The following is an 18,147-nucleotide window of genomic DNA, read 5'->3' as shown; positions in this document are numbered from 1 at the left end:
CACCCGGATGGGGTATTTACCAGGATCTCCCCGATGCCAGCTCCAGATTTCTTCTTTCTGCCTCCTGATACCTCCTGCAGATTTCCTGCAGGGAGATGGTATAGGACGATATGGTCTCGGAAAACTTGTCCATCTGCACACAGCCCCGTCCGAAGGCGCAATGAAACGTCTCCCTGGCCGCCCCCTCCCACATCCGGTTCAGCGCATTTTCTGTCTGCCTCAGATCCTGGACTGCGGCGCAGAACCGCCGGTTCAGCCCGGAAAGCTCTTCCGCCTGCTGATACATCCGGTTCACCGTAACACTGAATTCTGCCATTAAGAATCTCCTCCTTTTCACAATTTGGTTTCTTTCCTATTCTTATTTGTTTTCTTCTGCGCCCCTCTTACGCACGTCCTCTCTGTCTCCTTATCCGGACGCCGGGCCGCCTGTCGGTTATTTGTCAAAGCTTCCTGCTGTTCCCGGATATCAGATATTTTTTTACTGTCCACTACGGCTTCTGCCTGCCTACGGATATCAGGTGTTTCTTTACTAACCGCCAGGGCGGTCTGAAATTCAAGAACACTCCCGCAGACGGCGGCAAGCCCCCTCCCCCTGTGTCCGGGTTCGGGACAGACGGAGAGCCGGTTCACCCGGAGACAGTCCTGGTAGCGCAGGGGTTCCGTCTGCTCCAGGCAGAAAATCTGAGGAATATTTTCGGCAAGGCGGAAAGGAATTTCCATGATCCCGAAACCGGCCGCGGAAACAGCCAGATAGAGCCGGAGCTGTCTGCCACAGACTGCCAATGCTTCCAGCAGGTCATCGTATCTGCCGCAAGTCTCCCGACGGAATTCCGGGAGCTGGTCAATAACCAGAAGAACATCCGGCCTGTGCCCGGCCCCGTTTTTCCTGCGAAAATTCATCTCCTCCTCCAGTTTTTTCATCCATTCCTCCGTCCGGTCTTCTTCTCCTTCTCCCAGAACTGCCAGGACCTGCTCCCGGCCGGCCAGCTCCTCCAGCAGATGACTGCTGAAATCCAGAACCAGCACCTGAAGGCGGTCCGCCCCGAAATTCTGCAGGAGCCCCGAGAGCATGGTATGCAGAAAGGTACTCTTCCCGCAAAACGCAGTCCCGCAGACTGCCATATGGCCTTTCTCCGTAAAATTCACTTCCAGCGGCAGCTGTCTCTGATGCTCCGGATCGTCCAGCAGTCCCACCGGTGTTTTGAGTTCCGGGGCTTCCTCCCTGCCGCCGGTTTTTGAGGGATCCGGATAGTTTTTTTCTAACTCCGCAAGCGTAATCCTGTCCGGAAGGGAGGGCAGCCAAAGCGGCCTGCAGGGAACCGTTTTCTGCCGCTGCGCCGTTCTTTTTATTTCCCCGATCACAGCATCCAGCTCGTTTTCCCCGCTCTGCACCGGAAGAGGCTGTACCGCCCTGGCACCGGTTCTTGTCAGCATGACCGCGCCGTTCCGATATCTTCCGGCCTCCCCTTCATAGGGATATTCCGGGCACGCGGCCTGGAAAAGCCGGAAAATCTCATCATTCCCCACCTGCAGATAGGCCTGTCCCGGAAGGACAAGCCCCGCGGCATCCCCGTGACGCAGCATATCCATGCTGTCCTGCCGGCTCTGAACCCGCAGGCAGATACGGAACCTGCTGTTGCTCCAGATGGATTCACTCACCGTCCCTCCCGGCTTCTGTGTCGCAAGGATCAGATGAATGCCAAGGCTCCTTCCCACCTGGGCCACACTGATCAGCTCCTGCATAAAGTCCGGGAATTCCCGCTTCAGCTCTGCGAACTCATCAATCACCAGCAGCAGGTGAGGCATGGGTTCCTCTGCCCGTCCGCTTTTTACCAGTCTTGTATAGGCGTCAATGTGGTTTACCCCGACGGCTGCCAGAAGCCTCTGCCGGCGCCTGTTCTCACTTTTCACAGACAGAAGCGCCCTCTGGATCCGCGAGCCGGAAAGATTAGTGATGCTTCCGGCAAGATGCGGGATTCCCTCGAACTGATTTGCCAGGCCGCCTCCCTTAAAATCAATGATAAAAAAACTGATGTCCTCCGGGCTGTAACAGACAGCCAGGGACAGAAGAAAGGCTTCCAGCAGAACAGATTTGCCGCTTCCGGTCGCCCCGGCGATCAGCCCGTGGGGGCCGTGATGCTTTTCATGGATGTCCAGAAAACAGGTTTCTCCGTCAGCGCCGTACCCGATCCGCGCACGGATATTCTGCCAGGTCCGTCCGGATTTCCAGTTTTCCGCTATGGACAGCTCCTGCACCGTACAGGCATTGTGCAGCCGCAGAAACCCCGGCTGCTCCGGAGGCGCATGGCTGCGCCTCTCCTCTCCGGTCCGGATTCCTGCTGTTCTTCTTCCAAAGTTCTCCAGCATCCGGCGGGAAACTCTGTCCGGAACAAATTCCGCCTGTTCTGCCGCGGGTGCCTCCGGATTCCGCACGACTGCGCGCCGACCGTCGGAAAAAACGACCGTGCGGCAGAAAAACGGGAGCTCCTCCGGGCGGTCTGCCAAAAATACAGCAGAAAGCCCGATATCTCCGTCCCGGTTCAAAAGGCAGCGGAGAAGCCACTCCCCCTGAAGAGCAGAAGGATCCTGAAAGAACAGCACATAGTGTGGATGTCGGTTTTCTTTTTCTTCCCCTCTTTTCCTGAACAGCCCGGCCAGATAAGCCAGAATCTCTTCCGCCTCCTCCCTGTCCGCGGCAAGAAGTCTCCGGTTCCCGTCTTCCGACCACACGTGCGGGAACAGCCGAAAGCAGTCCCAGTCCCTGTTGTCCGTATTTTCCCTGTTCCAGAAAAATCCCAGTTTCAGATCCGAACCGCTGCAGGCGGACGAAAGCTGCGCCGCCGCCAGCTGCATCAGACGGACCGCACCGCTTCCGGCAAACCCAAGCACCGGATCCTTCTGCAGAGATACCCCGAACGGGACGGACTTCAGGTACCGGAATTCCTCCGCCGTCCGACGCATCTCAGACACCAGCGGATCCCTGTCATTCCGATATCCGGTCTTCGGCATTTCCAGATGGACCTGAAAAGGCACACTTCCCAGCCCCAGCCGGGCAAAGAGGAAATCCTTTTCGCCCGGACTTCTGTTCCACAGCTCCGGTCTTTTTTCCGTGTACTGCAGGCACTCCTCCGCCGAAGGATAAAGCTGATGCAGCATGGCAGTGTTATACCCCGCCTCCTCCGACAGTCTCCGGCGGATCTTCTGCAGATATTCCCCGTATTTCTCCCGGCGAAGCTGCTTTTCCCGGATCTCTCTTTTTTTATCCTCCCTCATCCGTGCCAGAGACCAGAAAAAGGCCAGCCCCGCGGACGAGACTGCCGTGACAAGCCCCAGATACAGGTAAATGCCCCCTCCCCCATATCCCGTTCTTGCCACATACACGGTGACAGAGCACCCCAGAAGCATGGGAACCGTCATCGTCAGCGCCGGACCCGCAGTCAGAAGAAGGGATTCTTTTCTCTCCGGCGGCTGTTCCGGCGGAAGCTCCAGCTCCACCGTCTCTTCATGCAGACCGGAAGTTCCCCGTGGAGACCGGCGAAAGATGACGGTCCCCCGGTCTGGTGCAGTGTTTTCCTGCATTTCTCCGGCAATCTGCCCCGCAGAAAGAATTTTTTCCTGCAGGAGCGTCTCCAGCTCAAATTCTCCGTCTGAACCGACCGCCAGAAAATCACCCAGCCACACCAGCCGTAAACCGCCTGCCGCAAGTGTCTGCCCGAATTTCAGCCGTCTGCCGTCCTGTCCCATGTACCAGTACCCGTCCTCTCTCCGGACAAGAAGAAACTGAAACGCCTCCAGGGTGCCGCTTCGGATCAGGTTCCCCTTTCTGCTCCCTGCGGATAGTTCCTTCAGCCCGGAAATCCTGTATATCTGCATGGGAGAACAGCAGGCCGTGTTCCCGCTCTTTTCTGTTTTTCTGTCACTTTCCATCCCGATCCCTCCGGCGCCGTCCCGCCGCTGCCGCCTGCCCCTTCACAGAAAAAGAACGCTTCAAGGACAGATTCTTCTCCCGTCTGTATTTTTCTGCCGCCTGCCCCTTCATAGGAAGAGACCACTTCAGGGGCTGATTCTTGTCCCGTCTGTGTCGTTTCTGTCATCTACCTCTTTGCGGTAAGGGGCCGGCCGGACAGCAGGTTTGCTGCCAGCACACCTGCCTGCCGCTCCGCCTCCTCATAGCCCTGACAGATCATTCTGCCGCGGGACGCCCAGCCTTTCAGCGCCCGCCCGTCTTTTTCCAGAAGCTCTGCGCATCGGCACACCTGCCGTTTTCCCTCTCCTGCTTCCGCCGCGGAATAAGAAACCCGGACGGCCGCCGCCTCCGCCTCCGCGGCAAGCCGCAGGATTTTCGGGACAAGAGCTTCCGCCTTTTCCAGATTCCGCCTGACGGCGCCGGTGTCCGCGGCTGTCTGCGCATCGGATCCTGCCGATACCGGAAAACTTTTGGGGTCTGCAAAATCCTCAACTATTTCCGCGCTTTTCCACCTCTCCCTCAGCCGGTTTGTCTGGCTGCTTAAGACCATCCTGCCGGGAGAGAAAACAAACATGGAAAAATCCAGTTTCCTGGACAACGAAGACAATCCCCTGGCAAGCAGGTCCTGCACGCCGCTGACAAAATTGCCGTTTTTATCGTAGATCAACGTCTGTGTATCATGTCTCCACAGAAACGACTTCAGGGGATTTCCCATCATCGGAGTCACCGCGGTAACGGTCTCTGTCCTTGTTCCGGGCACAGCATTCAGCAGATTTCCCACAAGACTCCACCTGTCATGCCGGATCCGTGCGGCGGTTTCGGCGATTTCCCCCGCATGGGCGGTCAGGTAGGCGCCGGAAAATCCCGGTCCGTCCAGATTCCGGCATATCCCGATTTTTTCCCTCATAGCTGCCGGAGCGGTTATCGCCGCGTGCTCCGCCAGATTTCCTCCCAGAGAATGTCCGGAAAAAGAAAACGTGGCAAAGCTGTTTCCATATTTCCGGTACACCTCCTGCGTATAGGCTTCCGCCGCCCACTGCTGCGGGGTCAGCATGTGGTTAAGAAGTCCCAGATCGGACAGCACCCAGTCCTTCATGATGCTTTCCGGCGTATCTGACTCACTGCACCGGAAAGCAAGAACCGCTTCTCCCGGAGACGTTTCCAGCAGACAGGCATACATCCCGCTGCCCCTCTGGTCGTTGCACACATCCCGGATGATCCAGTTCCTGCTGTTTTCCGCCCCCGGCGTTTCCCTCAGAAGCGCCTCCAGTTTTTCCAGCTCTTTTTTTCTGTTCTTATCCGCATACTTCTTTTCCTCTTCGATGACTTCTCCTACGCTGCACCCGCCCTCTTTAAGGATGGCGGGATCAAAATCCATCCTGGCGATCTGTGAAGCCACAACCATTTCCGAATCCGTGCATCCCAAGGCAGCCTCCCTCCTTTTCTGACCGGACAGAGGCTGGCCGGACAGAACTGACAAACGGCACCGGTAACGCTTTCTTCAACTGATAAAAAATAGAGATGACAGTTCCGAGCGGAACTGCCGCTGAAGTGTATGCTTATTATAGCTGAGTTTACATAAGAATGCAAAGAAAAAGCAGGAGTAATTTTTCACAATTCTTACTCCTGCCTTTTATGAAAGATGTGTGGGATCCCTGTTCTCCGCCCCGGAAAAGAACCGGGCCGACGCTGCTGTTCCGTATCCGTTCAATCCTTCTCCTGCAGAGCCCGCATAAATGCCGGGATCAGCTGCTTTTTCCTGGAAATGACGCCCGGCAGAACACAGCTGGCCGCGCCGACCTCGGTGTGGAAAGCCTCCTCAATCAGCTCCTTTGCGCCTTCCCCGTAATACAGCAGCTCCGTGGACTCCTCAATAATATTGGTCAGCATGAAAAACACCATATGGACATCGTGCTTTCCGCACTCCATCTCCAGATGCGGGATCAGCTTGTCCTTAATCAGATGGAGCTCTTCTCCGGACATGGAGGAGATCTGTCCGACGGCGAATACCGTTTTCTCTATATTGAACCGTTTGTTATCCTGGTAGAAAATCTCCTCCGCCGATTTGTCCTCCAGATTGCTTCCCGCGCGGAACATGTCGGCGGCATATTTTTCCAGATCCTGAATTCCGGCGATCTCCGCCATCTCCCTGGCCGCCTTCTGATCCAGCGGCGTACAGGTAGGAGAGCGGAACAGTAGAGTGTCCGAAATAATCGCGGAGCAGAGCAGGCCGGCGATTTTCTGCGGAATTTTCAGCCTTCTCTCATGATAAATTTCATACATGATGGTCGCGGTACAGCCAACCGGCTCGTTCCGGAACATAATCGGACCCACTGTCTCCAGAGACCCCAGCCTGTGATGGTCCACAATTTCCAGGATTTCCGCCTCACCGACATTCAGAACCGCCTGTGATTTTTCATTGTGATCCACCAGAATCAGTCTCTTCCCATGAAGGCCGATCAGATTCCTGCGGGAGATGGTTCCTACATAGCAGCCTCTCTTGTCCAGAATGGGATAATCCCTGTGCCGGCTGTTCTTCATCACCTCTTCAATGTCATCCACCTTATCTGAAATGCTGAATTTAATCAGATCCTTCGCATTCATCAGATGGCTGATAGGGATAGCCTGGTTGATCAGCCGCGCGATGGTGTAGGTATCGTGCGGACTGCTGATGATAACACTTCCGGCTTCCTCCGCCAGCTTCTTGATGGAATTGCTGACCTTTGCCCCCAGTCCGACAACCAGGCAGCCCGCCTTCAGGTCAATGCAGCAGAGCTGGTCCTCCACACGGTTTCCGAGAATAACCAGATCGTGTTCATGAATAAAGGACGACATCATATCCGGATGAAAGGCTCCGATGATAACCCGGCCAGTCTCGAAATGCTTCTGTCCGTCTCCCACCAGGATTTCTCCGTCCAGGGTCTCCGCGATGACAGAGTACTGCGCTTTCGCCTTGGAAAGTACATCACTGTCGTACACATCCATATAGGATTTTGCGATATCCGTCACCGTAATCAGCCCCTGCAGGCGATTGGTCTTTGTGGTGATCGGAAGCGTGACGATATTCTGCTCTTTCATGCTGTTCCATGCCTGCTTCACAGACATATCCCCAGAGACGCCCGGAACCTTGTGGATCTCGATCTCCTCCACCTGCGTCCCTGCATCCGGCAGATAATCCGGCTGGTCCACCTGGAAATACTTCAGGACAAATTCGGTCTCCTCGTTCACCTGGCCCGCACGCATGGCCCGGTAAATTTTTGTTTTTTCCGACCGGTTCTTGATATCCGCGTAGGCAATCGCCGAACAAATGGAATCCGTATCCGGATTTCTGTGCCCCACAATATAAATCTCATTATTCTTCTTCATTTCTGCTTCCGCCTTCCGCAAAACGCGCCGTATTCTCCCCTCCGGTTATTTTCCGGCAGGATATTCGCCCGTAAATACCGTAACGGCCGGTCCGGTCAGATAAACCGGCTGCCCTTCTCCGGCCCACTCTATCTGCAGCTCTCCGCCGCGCAGAAGAACCGAAACCTTCCGGCTGCTTACCTTGTGATTCAGAATGGAGGCCACTGCCGCCGCGCAGGCGCCGGTGCCGCAGGCAAGTGTCTCCCCGGAGCCTCTTTCCCAGACGCGCATCTGAATGGTGTGATCATCGATCACCTTGATGAACTCCGTGTTGACTCTGTCCGGAAAATTTCTGTGATGCTCAAATTCCGGACCGATTTCCTCAATTTTCAGATTCTCCACATCATCCAGAAAAACAACCGCGTGCGGATTTCCCATGGACAATGCCGTATAGAAGAAGTCCTTTCCGGCCACCGTAATCGGCTGGCTGATCACCCTGGACGTATCGGAGACAACCGGAATCTTTTCCGCCTCCAGGACCGGACTCCCCATGTTTACACGGACCGTCTTTACGCAGCCGTTTTCCACCGACAGATCCAGCGTCTTGATTCCGCTTCCGGTGCTGACCGTAATCCGGGTCTTGTCCGTCAGGCCGTTATCATACACATATTTTGCCACACAGCGGATTCCGTTCCCGCACATAGCCCCGCGGGATCCGTCCGCGTTGTACATATCCATCTCAAAATCCGCCACATCGGAGGGTTTAATCAGGATCAGGCCGTCCGACCCGATTCCGAAATGCCTGTCGCTGACCAGAATGGCCGTTTCTTCCGGATGATCCACCTTCTCTGTAAAACAGTTGACGTATACATAATCATTGCCGCATCCGTGCATCTTTGTAAACTTCATTCCAAAACGCCTTTCTTCTCCTCTGTTTTTCCGACTTTATCGTCCTTCAATCTTCTGCGGAAGTAAATCTGCTTCTGGTGATTGTTGTCCAGGATTTCATTCCATTCGTAGCTGCCCAGAGACTTGATAAAGGCAGTGAATTTGGAAAATCCGAAGTTCCGCACATCAAAATCCGGCAGCCGCTTGGACAGGTGATCTCCCAGCTTGCCGGAGAAAATCCAGCCGTCATCATCCGAAAACTTCTCCAGAATGGCGTCAATGGTGTTCCGGACACGGTTCAGATCCTTCTGGCGCTTTTTCTCCAGATCCTTCTGCTGTCTGGTTTTGGTGCGGACCTTCTTCACCTTCTCTTCCGATACCTTTGCCGTCTTTTCCGCCTCCGCGGCCTCCTCCTCCAGTTTCTGTTCCAGCAGCAGGTCCAGATACTTAAACTGATTGCAGGCCGAAATAAAAGGCTGCGGTGTCTTGCTCTCCCCCATGCCGATGACCTGCTTGCCCGCCTCCCGGAGTCGCGCCGCCAAACGGGTAAAATCGCTGTCCGAGGAAACCAGGCAGAACCCGTCCACCGTATCGGAATACAGAATATCCATCGCGTCAATAATCATGGCGGAATCCGTCGCGTTTTTTCCTGTCGTATAGCTGTACTGCTGCATGGGAATAATGGAATTGTCCAGCAGGACAGGCTTCCACTTGTTCATATGCGTGCTGGTCCAGTCCCCGTATATTCTCTTGTAAGTAGCAATTCCGTTGTTCGCCGTCTCCTCCAGAATAATCTTAATATATTTTTCTGAAATATTATCCGCGTCGATCAGAACCGCATACCGTCTGTCATTTTCCAAATTGACTTTCCTCCATTCCCCCACTATCATAAGTGTATCAGTCCTGCTTCTTTGTACGAGCGGACGGTCCGCTTACGGAACCGGGCAGGCGGACTTATACACGTATAAAAATATACAAACCTTACGTTAGTATAGCATTTTCAAATATCAAAAGTCTACCAGGAGGATTATCATGGAAAGACATGCTGTTGCCCTGCAGATTTCAGCCGGGCGTTTTAATGATTTCCGCAGCGGTCTGGGCAGAATCTGGAACCGCCTGACCCGGATCATGGACGATCTGGAAATAAAGAATTTCAGCCTGTGGAATATTGAAGATCTGGTCTTCGGTTACTACGAGACAGACGAAATGGGACCGAAGCCCGATGATCACACCCGGAAGGAATTTCAGGCTCTGGAGAATGAGATGGCGGGATCTTTCCGTTGGATTTCCGGACCGGACCGCGAGATGAGACTGATGTATCATGATTTCGGCATTGTCAGGCCGAACAAGGAACAAATCCGTCACCGCGTGTTCGTCACCCGCTTAAAAGGCAGCTTCCAGGAAGAATACAAGCGGCGCCATGACGGCCTGATTGATGCCCGCCAGGGAAAAACCGATCCCGGACCGGACAGCAATTTTTCCATCTGGAATGCCGAAGATTTTATTTTCGGGTATGACGAGATTGATGTGACCATGGAAAAGGCTCCCACCGAACAGGACAAAAAGGACACGGTTGCCTGGGAGACAAAAATGCTGGAAATCATGAGCTGGTACACCGACGATGTAGACTGGATTACCGGGGAGCATCACAACCATATCGTCAGGATCGGATATCACAATTAAGGAGGCAGATCATTTATGGGCAGCTGGGAAGACAATGTGAGAAAGGTGGTTCCGTATGTTCCCGGAGAACAGCCGAACCAGCCGGATATGATAAAACTGAACACCAATGAGAATCCGTATCCTCCGGCACCGGGCGTACAGAAAGCCCTAAGCGCCATGGATGCCGGTCAGATGCGTCTGTATCCGGATCCGGCCTCGGCAGACCTGGTGCATGCCCTGGCAGATCATTATCAGGTCAGTCCCTCGCAGATCTTTGTCGGAGTCGGATCCGACGACGTAATCTCCATGGCTTTTCTGACCTTCTTCCATGGGAAAAAGCCTGTCCTTTTCCCTGATATTACCTATTCCTTCTACGAAGTCTGGGCGGATGTATATCGGATTCCTTACCGGACCATCCCTCTGGACGATCAGTTCCGCATCTGTCCGGAAGATTACACCCTGGAAAACGGAGGCATTATTTTCCCGAACCCCAACGCGCCCACCGGCGCTGCAATGAATCCGGAGGGTGTCGAGCAGATCATCCGCCAGAATCCGGATTCCGTCGTGATCGTCGACGAAGCCTACGTGGATTTCGGCACCGCCTCCGCCCTCCCGCTCCTGAAAAAATACGACAACCTTCTGGTTGTGCAGACCTTTTCCAAGTCACGCTCCATGGCAGGCATGCGAATCGGTTTCGCCATCGGAAACGAAAAGCTGATCCGCTTCATGCAGGATGTAAAATATTCTGTCAATTCCTATACCATGAACCGCCCCTCTATTTTTCTGGGAAAAGCCGCCCTGCAGGACGACATCTATTTCCGGAATACAACCAGAAAAATAATAGAAACGCGCGAATGGGCAAAGGACGAACTGAGAAAGCGGGGCTTCCATTTCGCGGACTCGAAGGCAAATTTCCTTTTTGCCTCCCATGAAACTGTTTCGGCCGTAAAAATATTTGAGGGTCTGCGGAAACGGCACATCTATGTGCGCTATTTCAACAGACCCAGAATCGATAACTATCTTCGCATTACCATAGGCACCAAAGAACAAATGCAGGCGCTGTTTGACGCGCTGGATGAGATTCTCCGGTAAACCGGCTTTATTTTGTCATTAACAGTTTTTCCATGTCTTCGGATAGAAGATCATCAGGAGGGGGAAAAGTTCCAGTCTTCCGGCCAGCATGTCAAAGGACAGCACCAGCTTGGAGAAAATGCTGAACCCTCCGAAATTCTGTGTCGGCCCCACCTGGGCAAGTCCCGGACCGATGTTGTTCAGCGTGGCGGCAACCGCGGTGAAATTCGTCTCGAACGAAAAATTATCCACGCTGACTGCCAGCACAGAAAAAGCAAAGATGGCGAAATAGGCAACCATATACCCATACAGGGAGCGCATAATATTTTCCGGCACCGGATGTCCGTCCATGCGGATCTTCCGCACCGCGCGCGGATGGGCAATGGCGTAAATCGCCTGTTTGACAGATTTCAGACAGATAACAAACCGGCTGACCTTGATACCGCCTCCGGTACTTCCCGCGCAGGCGCCAATCACCATCAGTCCGACCAGTATGGTCTTGGACAGGGTCGGCCACATATCAAAATCTGTCGTGGAAAATCCGGTGGTGGTAATAATACTGCCGACCTGAAAAGCCGATGCCCGAACCGTCTCTTCCACCCCGTGATACATTCCGGACCCGCTGATGTTCCATGCGATAACACCGATGGCAAGAAGGATGATGATGATATAATAACGGACTTCTTCCATCTTAAACGCGTCCTTCGGCCTGCGGATTTTCAGCAGATAGTAAAAACTGAAATTCACGCCGAAGGCAATCATGAATACCGTAATAATCCACTGCTGTGCGGGTGTGTAGCTTCCGCAGCTGGAATTCAGAATACCAAAACCTCCGGTGCCCGCGGTTCCGAAGGAAATGCAGAGAGCATCAAACCAGTACATACCTGCAGCCAGAAGCAGCACAATCTGCACCACTGTCATGATCAGGTAGAGGCGGTACAGAATCCTGGCCGTATTGCGGACTTTGGGAACAAATTTGGAAACCTCCGGGCCGGGGCTCTCCGCCTTCATCAGATTCATGTGCGATCCGTTCTGAGACGGTATCATCATCAGGATAAACACAAGAACTCCCATGCCGCCGACCCAGTGCGAGAAGCTTCTCCACAGCAGGGTGGTGTGTGACAGAGCCTCCACATCCGAAAGGATGGAAGAACCGGTTGTTGTAAAACCGGAGACGATCTCAAAAAAAGCATCCACATAGGAAGGAATCTCGCCGGTAAACACAAACGGAAGCGCCCCGTAGGCACTTAAGAGCACCCAGGAGAGTCCCACGGCGACAAAGCCGTCCTTGGGATACAGCTCCATATTCTTCGGTCTGCGGGCGCTGATCAGTCCTCCCACAAGCATGGCGGCAAGCGCCAGCAAAAGGTAAACTTTCCCTTCCGGATCCCGGTAAATAAGAGAAATGATACAAGGGAGCAGCATCAGCACTCCCTCTACCTTCAGTACCCAGGCCAGAATGAACCGGATCATTGAATAATTCACTGTTTTTTTTCCTCTTTCATGCAAGCCAGAACGTCAGACTGTCTCCGGAGACGTGACAGCCCTGCCTGCCCGCCTTTGTTCCACGGTGATCAGACCGGGACTGCGAAGTCCGGATTCCACAGCTGCGTCAATCCAGAATATCAGAAATATCTACAAAGCCGAGATTCGTCGTCACAACAATGACCGAATCCCCTACCTCTATGGTGTCCTGCCCGCCGGGGATAATCAGACGGCCGCCGCGGATAATACCGGCGATCAGCGTGTTCTGCTTTGTCCGCAGGTCCGCCAGACGGACGCCCGTCACCGGAGACGCCTTCTGGATAATAAAGGCAAGAGCCTCCACCTTCCCGTTCATCAGACGATAAAGTGTCTCTACATTACTTCCCATGCTGTTATTCATCGCACGGATGTACTGCAGAATTTTCTGAGCCGTCAGCTTTCTCGGATTGACGACACTGTCCAGATCCAAACTGTCAATCACGTCGTCAAACTCCACATGGTTCAGCTTGGTGACAACTTTCTTTCTGACCTTTTTTCTGGCGTACAGGGAAAGAATCGCGTTCACCTCATCAATCCCTGTACAGGCCACCAGAGAATCCATCGTCTCCAGATGCTCCGCATTCAGAAGCTCCTGGCTGCTTCCGTCCCCGCAGTCAATGACCGCACTTGGGAAGAGCTCGTTCAGCTCCTCGCAGCGTGCCTTGTTCTGCTCGATGATTTTCACTTCTGTACCCATCTTCAGAAGGAATTCCGTCAGATAGTAGGAAATGCCGCCTCCGCCGATAATAATCGTATTTTTCGCCCTGTTGGTGGTAATCCCGATGCGGTTGAAAAATTTCTCTGCTTCTCCGGGCATGGCGATAATGGTCAGGGTATCTCCGACCTTAACCACATAATTTCCATCCGGTATGACGACCGACCCGTTTTCCGTACCGGCCATGCAGACAAGAATATTTCCGCCCAGAATCGGGGACAGGTCGCGAAGCGCCTTTCCCTCCAGCGGAGAATTTTTCATGATCCGGAACCGGAGCATATCAATCCGATCCTGAGCAAAGCTGTCTATTTCCACCGCATTCGGGAACTGAAGCAGACGCGCAATCTCCCTCGCCGCCTCCTGCTCCGGATTGATCGTCAGGGACAGCTGCAGTTCATGCCGGAGGAAATGCCGCTCCGCCGAGTAAATAGGATTTCTTACCCTTGCGATCGTGTGGCAGGCTGATTTCTGCTTGGCGATCACGCAGCACAAAAGGTTTACTTCGTCCCGGTCTGTCACGGCAATCAGGACATCCGTGTGTTCAATATCCGCAGACTGAAGAATCTGATTGCTGGTACCGTTTCCCACAATTCCCAGAACATCGTACAGCTCCGTGATGTCCTCCACAACCTCCGGATTGGTATCGATAACCGTGATGTTGTGATTTTCCGCCACAAGCTGTGCGACCAGAGTCTTGCCGACCTTCCCGCAGCCGATTATGACAATTTGCATAACTGCCCCTTCCTGGATAATCTGATATCTGAAGAAAGAATGTTAGGATTACCGTGTCATAAGTCCGACGCCACGCGTAATCCATGGGTGGCAAAAGGTATTTTGACACCCATATCTTTATAGGAAAAACAGGTAAAAACCTGACTGCGAGCCCATTTCAAAGAAATTATGGCCCGCAGTCTGGCAATTATAACACTTTGATCAATGCGGTGCAATATGCTCTGCGGCCATTTTCACATAATGATCCGCATTCTTCCGATTTGCATCGATATCCTTTTCCCGCATCTGCCTGTGAAACCTGGCCGGCGCCCCGAACCAGATGCTTCCGTCCGGCACAACCGTTCCTCCGGCTACCAGCGAGCCGGCGCCTATAATGCAGTTCTTTCCTATCACCGCGTCATCCAGTACAATGGCTCCCATGCCGATCAACGTATTGTCACCGACGGTGCAACCATGAACAATGGCAGAATGCCCAACCGTCACGCCGTCTCCCACCCGGACCGGATGCCCAATGCTGCCGTGAATCACAGCATTGTCCTGCACGTTCGTGCGCTTTCCGATCGAAACAGGAGCCGCATCCCCGCGAACCACCGCTCCATACCAGAAATTACTATCATCCCCCACCGTCACATCTCCGGAGAGATAACATCCCTCAGTCCGGTAATAATTTTTCTCCCGCATATAATCTGATGCCCTCCTGTCTCTTCTCCATCGTTCCATACTGCCATGCTACCATCTTTTTCCCTGAACTTCCACAGAATATGATACACTTAACATGATTTACTGTATAAGTCCAGTTTCGGAGCGAAAGCTTACGGGCCGCTTGCGGACCAGGAAGCTTTCGCTCCAGAAACGACAACAGGTATGAGCATGAAGCGGTGTGAAGCACCGCGAAAATGCGAATACCTGTTAGCGATGCGAGAGCTGCGCAAGCAGCGGAGCAGCGCGAAGGACTTATACAAGAAAATACTTCATAAGTCCAGTTTCAGAGCAAAAGCTTACGGGCCGCTTGCGGACCAGGAAGCTTTCGCTCCAGAAACGACAACAAACAGGATCACCACAAATACAGAAGGAAATAGAAAAATGTCAGACACAAAAAAAGAAGAACCGGGCTGCATGTCCGCAAAAGAAAACAGCACTGCCGGAAAATCTCTGCACCAGGAGATCGAAAGCTACTGGACCAACCGCGCGGGCGGCTACTCGCTTGTGAATCAGGAAGAACTGGCCGGAGAAGTCGGCGGGGACTGGCTGGGCGAAATCGAAAAGCGTATCCGGTCTGTCTTCCCGTCCGTACCGCCCCAAGCCCTATCCGTCCTTGATATCGGTACCGGTCCCGGCTTCTTTTCCATTATCCTGGCCGGAGCCGGCTATTCTGTCACAGCGGCAGACTTTACGGCAGCCATGCTGGACGAAGCAAGAAAAAACGCGGGAGCCCTGGCCGACAATATCTGTTTCCGTCAGATGGACGCACAGAACCTGACTTTTCCCGACGGCACCTTTGATATTGTTATATCCAGAAACCTGACATGGAACCTGGAGCATCCTGAAAATGCCTATGCCTCCTGGCTCCGTGTCCTGAAAAAAGGCGGTCTTCTGCTCAATTTTGATGCCAACTGGTACACCTGGATCTACGATGATAAAATGCAGACGGCACGGCAGGAAGAACGGAGAATCGTGGAAGAAAACGGAATCCGCAATTTTGAGACAGATCCGGGAATCGATGAGGATGCCATGGACGGAATTGTCCGCAGAGTTCCCCTAACCCGGCAGAACCGCCCCGACTGGGATATCCGGACATTAAAAAAACTCGGACTGACAGACGCCGAAATCTGTGTCGATACAGAAATCTGGCAGAAAGTCTGGTCCGAGAGTGAGAAAATAAATTATGCTGCAACTACCCCTATGTTTCTGGTGGAAGTTCACAAAAAGAAATAATATTATTTATAAACTCCGTTGATGGTAATGTTAAACACGGCATCCTTGCCCGCAAGATCAGAGTTGCCGTAATTTTCCGGGAAGGTCACATTGATATCGAAATTCTCTCCGACTTTGTGGCCCTCCACAGCCTCTTCAAAGCCGTCAATATAGGTTCCGGATCCGAGAGTCAGATCCGCCCCCTGTCCCTGGGTGCTTCCTCCTTCAAACTCTACGCCGTCCACGCTGCCCACATAATCCAGGTTGATCGTATCGCCGGCCTCTACTACCGTTCCCTCTGTTGTATCCAGTGTCTTTTCCGAGGAAGAGGACGCCCCGGAAGAAGCAGAAGTTCCGGCAGCCGTACCTGCCGAAGAAGCACTGGCAGATGCCACCGATTCCGATGAGGCTGAACTCTTCTTCCCGATCGAAGTGGAGGTCAGAATTATACCAACTGTCACAACCGCGACTGCCGCAAGAACCAGCACGGTAATCACTATTTTCTGTGTTCTCTTTCTCCTGTCCGCAGCGGCACGCTCCTTCGCACGCAGTTCCTGCGCCATTTTCCTGTTTTCCTTTTTCATTTTTCCAGCTCCTGTTCCTGTCAAACTTGTTTCCCGGAAGATTTGTACATGCCTTCCGGGAAACAGAACGGTAAAAATATACCATATCTTTTTCCCGACTGATAAGCATGTCCGAATCATGTATTGCGGGAAATAAAACTGTATATCAGCATATCACGGAGTTGTGAAAAATGTTTGTATTAGTGTTCGGCCTTTTACTTATTCGCTTCCCGGTAAATCTTTTCTGCCGCTTTCTTCCCGATCGGATGAATCCGGGACAGCCGGATCGTATCGCCCATCGTAATCATATCGGCCATTTCGCAGATTTCCTCCTCTGTCAGCTTTCTTCCTAACAGTTCGGGAAGAGTAACAGGCAGACCCAGAGACCGGAAAAACTCTTCCGTCCTGTCGATTCCCATTTCCGCCGCCCTATTGTCGTCCGTCTCCGTCACGCCCCAAACCTTTCTGGCATAGCGCGCAAAACGGTCAACCGCTCCGTCCATCTGGAACCGTGCCCACGAACCCCAGACAGCCGTGAGCGTCGCCCCGTGCGTAGAATCAAACCGCGCGCTGAGAGGCATGCCGAACTTATGTACGGAAAAATCCTTTCCCCTTCCGCACTCCGTCAGGTTATTATGAGAAATGCTGGAACACCACATGACCTCCGCCATCGCATCAAAATCGTCCGGAGTCTCCGATACCACTGCGCCGTTCTTAACCATGGTGCGAAGCAGCCCCTCGGCGATCTCGTCCGTAAGCTGACAGGTAATGCCCGGAATGAAATAGCGCTCCATCGTATGCATCATAATATCCGCCACCCCGCAGACAATCTGGTATTTCGGCGCGGTAAAAGCAAGCTCCGGGTTCAGAATGGAAAACTTCGGCCGGTTCAGCGGAGTATTGATACCTTTTTTCAGTCCGACCTCTTCATTCGTAAGAACCGCGGAATCACTCATCTCACTTCCCGCTGCCGCAAAAGTCAGCACACATCCCACAGGAAGCGACTGCGTAAGCGGAGCCTTTCCGGTCCAGATATCCCAGAGATCCGTCTCCGGGTTAGCCGTTCCGTGAGCAATGGCCTTGGCGGTATCAATCACGCTTCCTCCGCCGACAGCCAGAATAAAATCCACATCATAGATCACGGCTTTCCGAACACCTTCTTCCGCATGAGCCAAACGGGGATTCGGCAGAGTACCCCCGAATTCCCGGAATAAAATACCCTGATCTGACAGCGATTGTTCAACCCTGCCCAGAAGCCCGTTCTTTTTTACCCGGTCACTTCCGAAAACGACCAGTACATTGGTTCCTCCCCACTTTTTAACCTCTTCTCCTGCCTTTTCTTCCGTCTTTTTTCCAAAGACAATTTCCGTCGGCGCATACTGCACAAAATTTTCCATAGCTGCCTCCCATTTCACTCTAACGCACTTCTACACCTCTCCTACACACAACAAACCCGCCTCGCTTTTAGCAAAAAGCAGGCTTGCTCTCTCCGAACATTCACAAATACGGTGCACGTCCGCCCGGCAGGAACCGGCCTTCCGGATAAGCCCGGCCGAATCCCCGGCCGCATTGCCGGAAAACCTGCCCGACCCTCTCTGTGAACAGACGGAGCTTATACCTGTATTGTATCAAGGAATTACAGATATAACAAAGGGAATCAAACATATGAAAAAATATATATTATATTACCCCAATCACAATTTGTATGAAAAGGCAGCCAGGTTTTCTATCCTGACTGCCTTCCATAGTTTCGTGTCTGATTAATC

General features: G+C 53.1%; 14 protein-coding genes. 3 read left to right on the top strand and 11 right to left on the bottom strand.

The annotated features are described in order from the left end of the window. Window positions 1-16: 16 nt before the first annotated feature. The 6 genes from FYJ60_RS03685 to FYJ60_RS03660 all read right to left on the bottom strand — a co-directional run bounded on the left by FYJ60_RS03685 (window position 17) and on the right by FYJ60_RS03660 (window position 9,060). Window positions 17-316 carry a WXG100 family type VII secretion target gene (locus FYJ60_RS03685; protein ID WP_154457221.1) on the bottom strand — a complete coding sequence of 100 codons (300 nt, stop codon included), beginning with the start codon at window positions 314-316 and terminating at the stop codon, window positions 17-19. Window positions 317-333: 17 nt separating this feature from the next. After that, entirely contained in the window at window positions 334-3,927 is a 3,594-nt protein-coding gene (locus FYJ60_RS03680; protein WP_154457220.1) for an FtsK/SpoIIIE domain-containing protein, read from the bottom strand. Window positions 3,928-4,094: 167 nt separating this feature from the next. Continuing rightward, entirely contained in the window at window positions 4,095-5,393 is a 1,299-nt protein-coding gene (locus tag FYJ60_RS03675; RefSeq protein WP_154457219.1) for an Mbeg1-like protein, read from the bottom strand. Between the two features lie 281 nt (window positions 5,394-5,674). After that, entirely contained in the window at window positions 5,675-7,333 is a 1,659-nt protein-coding gene (locus FYJ60_RS03670; RefSeq protein ID WP_154457218.1) for a putative manganese-dependent inorganic diphosphatase, read from the bottom strand. A 45-nt stretch (window positions 7,334-7,378) separates the two neighbouring features. Then, window positions 7,379-8,221, bottom strand: a complete 843-nt coding sequence (dapF, locus tag FYJ60_RS03665; protein WP_154457217.1) for a diaminopimelate epimerase — start codon at window positions 8,219-8,221, stop codon at window positions 7,379-7,381. Beyond that, a complete protein-coding gene (locus tag FYJ60_RS03660) occupies window positions 8,218-9,060 on the bottom strand; it encodes an NYN domain-containing protein (protein WP_205838947.1) in 843 nt (280 codons plus the stop codon). The genes dapF and FYJ60_RS03660 overlap by 4 nt, the downstream gene beginning before the upstream one ends. 172 nt (window positions 9,061-9,232) lie before the next feature. Here FYJ60_RS03660 and FYJ60_RS03655 point away from each other — a divergent pair, with 172 nt between their 5' ends. Next, window positions 9,233-9,883: an L-rhamnose mutarotase gene (locus tag FYJ60_RS03655; protein WP_154457215.1), complete on the top strand. Its 651-nt coding sequence runs from the start codon at window positions 9,233-9,235 to the stop codon at window positions 9,881-9,883. A gap of 15 nt (window positions 9,884-9,898) precedes the next feature. Then, entirely contained in the window at window positions 9,899-10,954 is a 1,056-nt protein-coding gene (gene hisC / locus FYJ60_RS03650) for a histidinol-phosphate transaminase (RefSeq protein WP_154457214.1), read from the top strand. Window positions 10,955-10,972: 18 nt separating this feature from the next. Here the strand turns inward: hisC and FYJ60_RS03645 are convergent, their stop codons facing one another. The 3 genes from FYJ60_RS03645 to FYJ60_RS03635 all read right to left on the bottom strand — a co-directional run bounded on the left by FYJ60_RS03645 (window position 10,973) and on the right by FYJ60_RS03635 (window position 14,585). Continuing rightward, on the bottom strand, window positions 10,973-12,418 hold the full coding sequence (locus FYJ60_RS03645) for a TrkH family potassium uptake protein (protein WP_330579099.1): 1,446 nt from the start codon (window positions 12,416-12,418) through the stop codon (window positions 10,973-10,975). Window positions 12,419-12,545: 127 nt separating this feature from the next. Further along, entirely contained in the window at window positions 12,546-13,904 is a 1,359-nt protein-coding gene (gene trkA, locus FYJ60_RS03640) for a Trk system potassium transporter TrkA (protein ID WP_154457213.1), read from the bottom strand. Window positions 13,905-14,105: 201 nt separating this feature from the next. Further along, complete coding sequence (locus tag FYJ60_RS03635) at window positions 14,106-14,585, bottom strand: gamma carbonic anhydrase family protein (RefSeq protein WP_154457212.1); 480 nt, start codon at window positions 14,583-14,585, stop codon at window positions 14,106-14,108. Between the two features lie 402 nt (window positions 14,586-14,987). Between FYJ60_RS03635 and FYJ60_RS03630 the strand changes: the two genes are divergently transcribed. Further along, window positions 14,988-15,839, top strand: a complete 852-nt coding sequence (locus FYJ60_RS03630) for a class I SAM-dependent methyltransferase (RefSeq protein ID WP_235903309.1) — start codon at window positions 14,988-14,990, stop codon at window positions 15,837-15,839. Window positions 15,840-15,841: 2 nt separating this feature from the next. Here FYJ60_RS03630 and FYJ60_RS03625 read toward each other — a convergent pair whose 3' ends face one another. Continuing rightward, entirely contained in the window at window positions 15,842-16,402 is a 561-nt protein-coding gene (locus FYJ60_RS03625) for an FKBP-type peptidyl-prolyl cis-trans isomerase (protein ID WP_235903308.1), read from the bottom strand. A gap of 194 nt (window positions 16,403-16,596) precedes the next feature. Continuing rightward, entirely contained in the window at window positions 16,597-17,778 is a 1,182-nt protein-coding gene (locus FYJ60_RS03620; RefSeq protein WP_154457211.1) for an iron-containing alcohol dehydrogenase, read from the bottom strand. Between the last annotated feature and the right edge of the window lie 369 nt (window positions 17,779-18,147).

The organism is Bilifractor porci, from assembly GCF_009696005.1.
GTDB lineage: Bacteria > Bacillota > Clostridia > Lachnospirales > Lachnospiraceae > Bilifractor > Bilifractor porci.
Note: the sequence above shows the minus strand (reverse complement) of the source record. Positions and strands in the feature narration are given on the sequence as shown.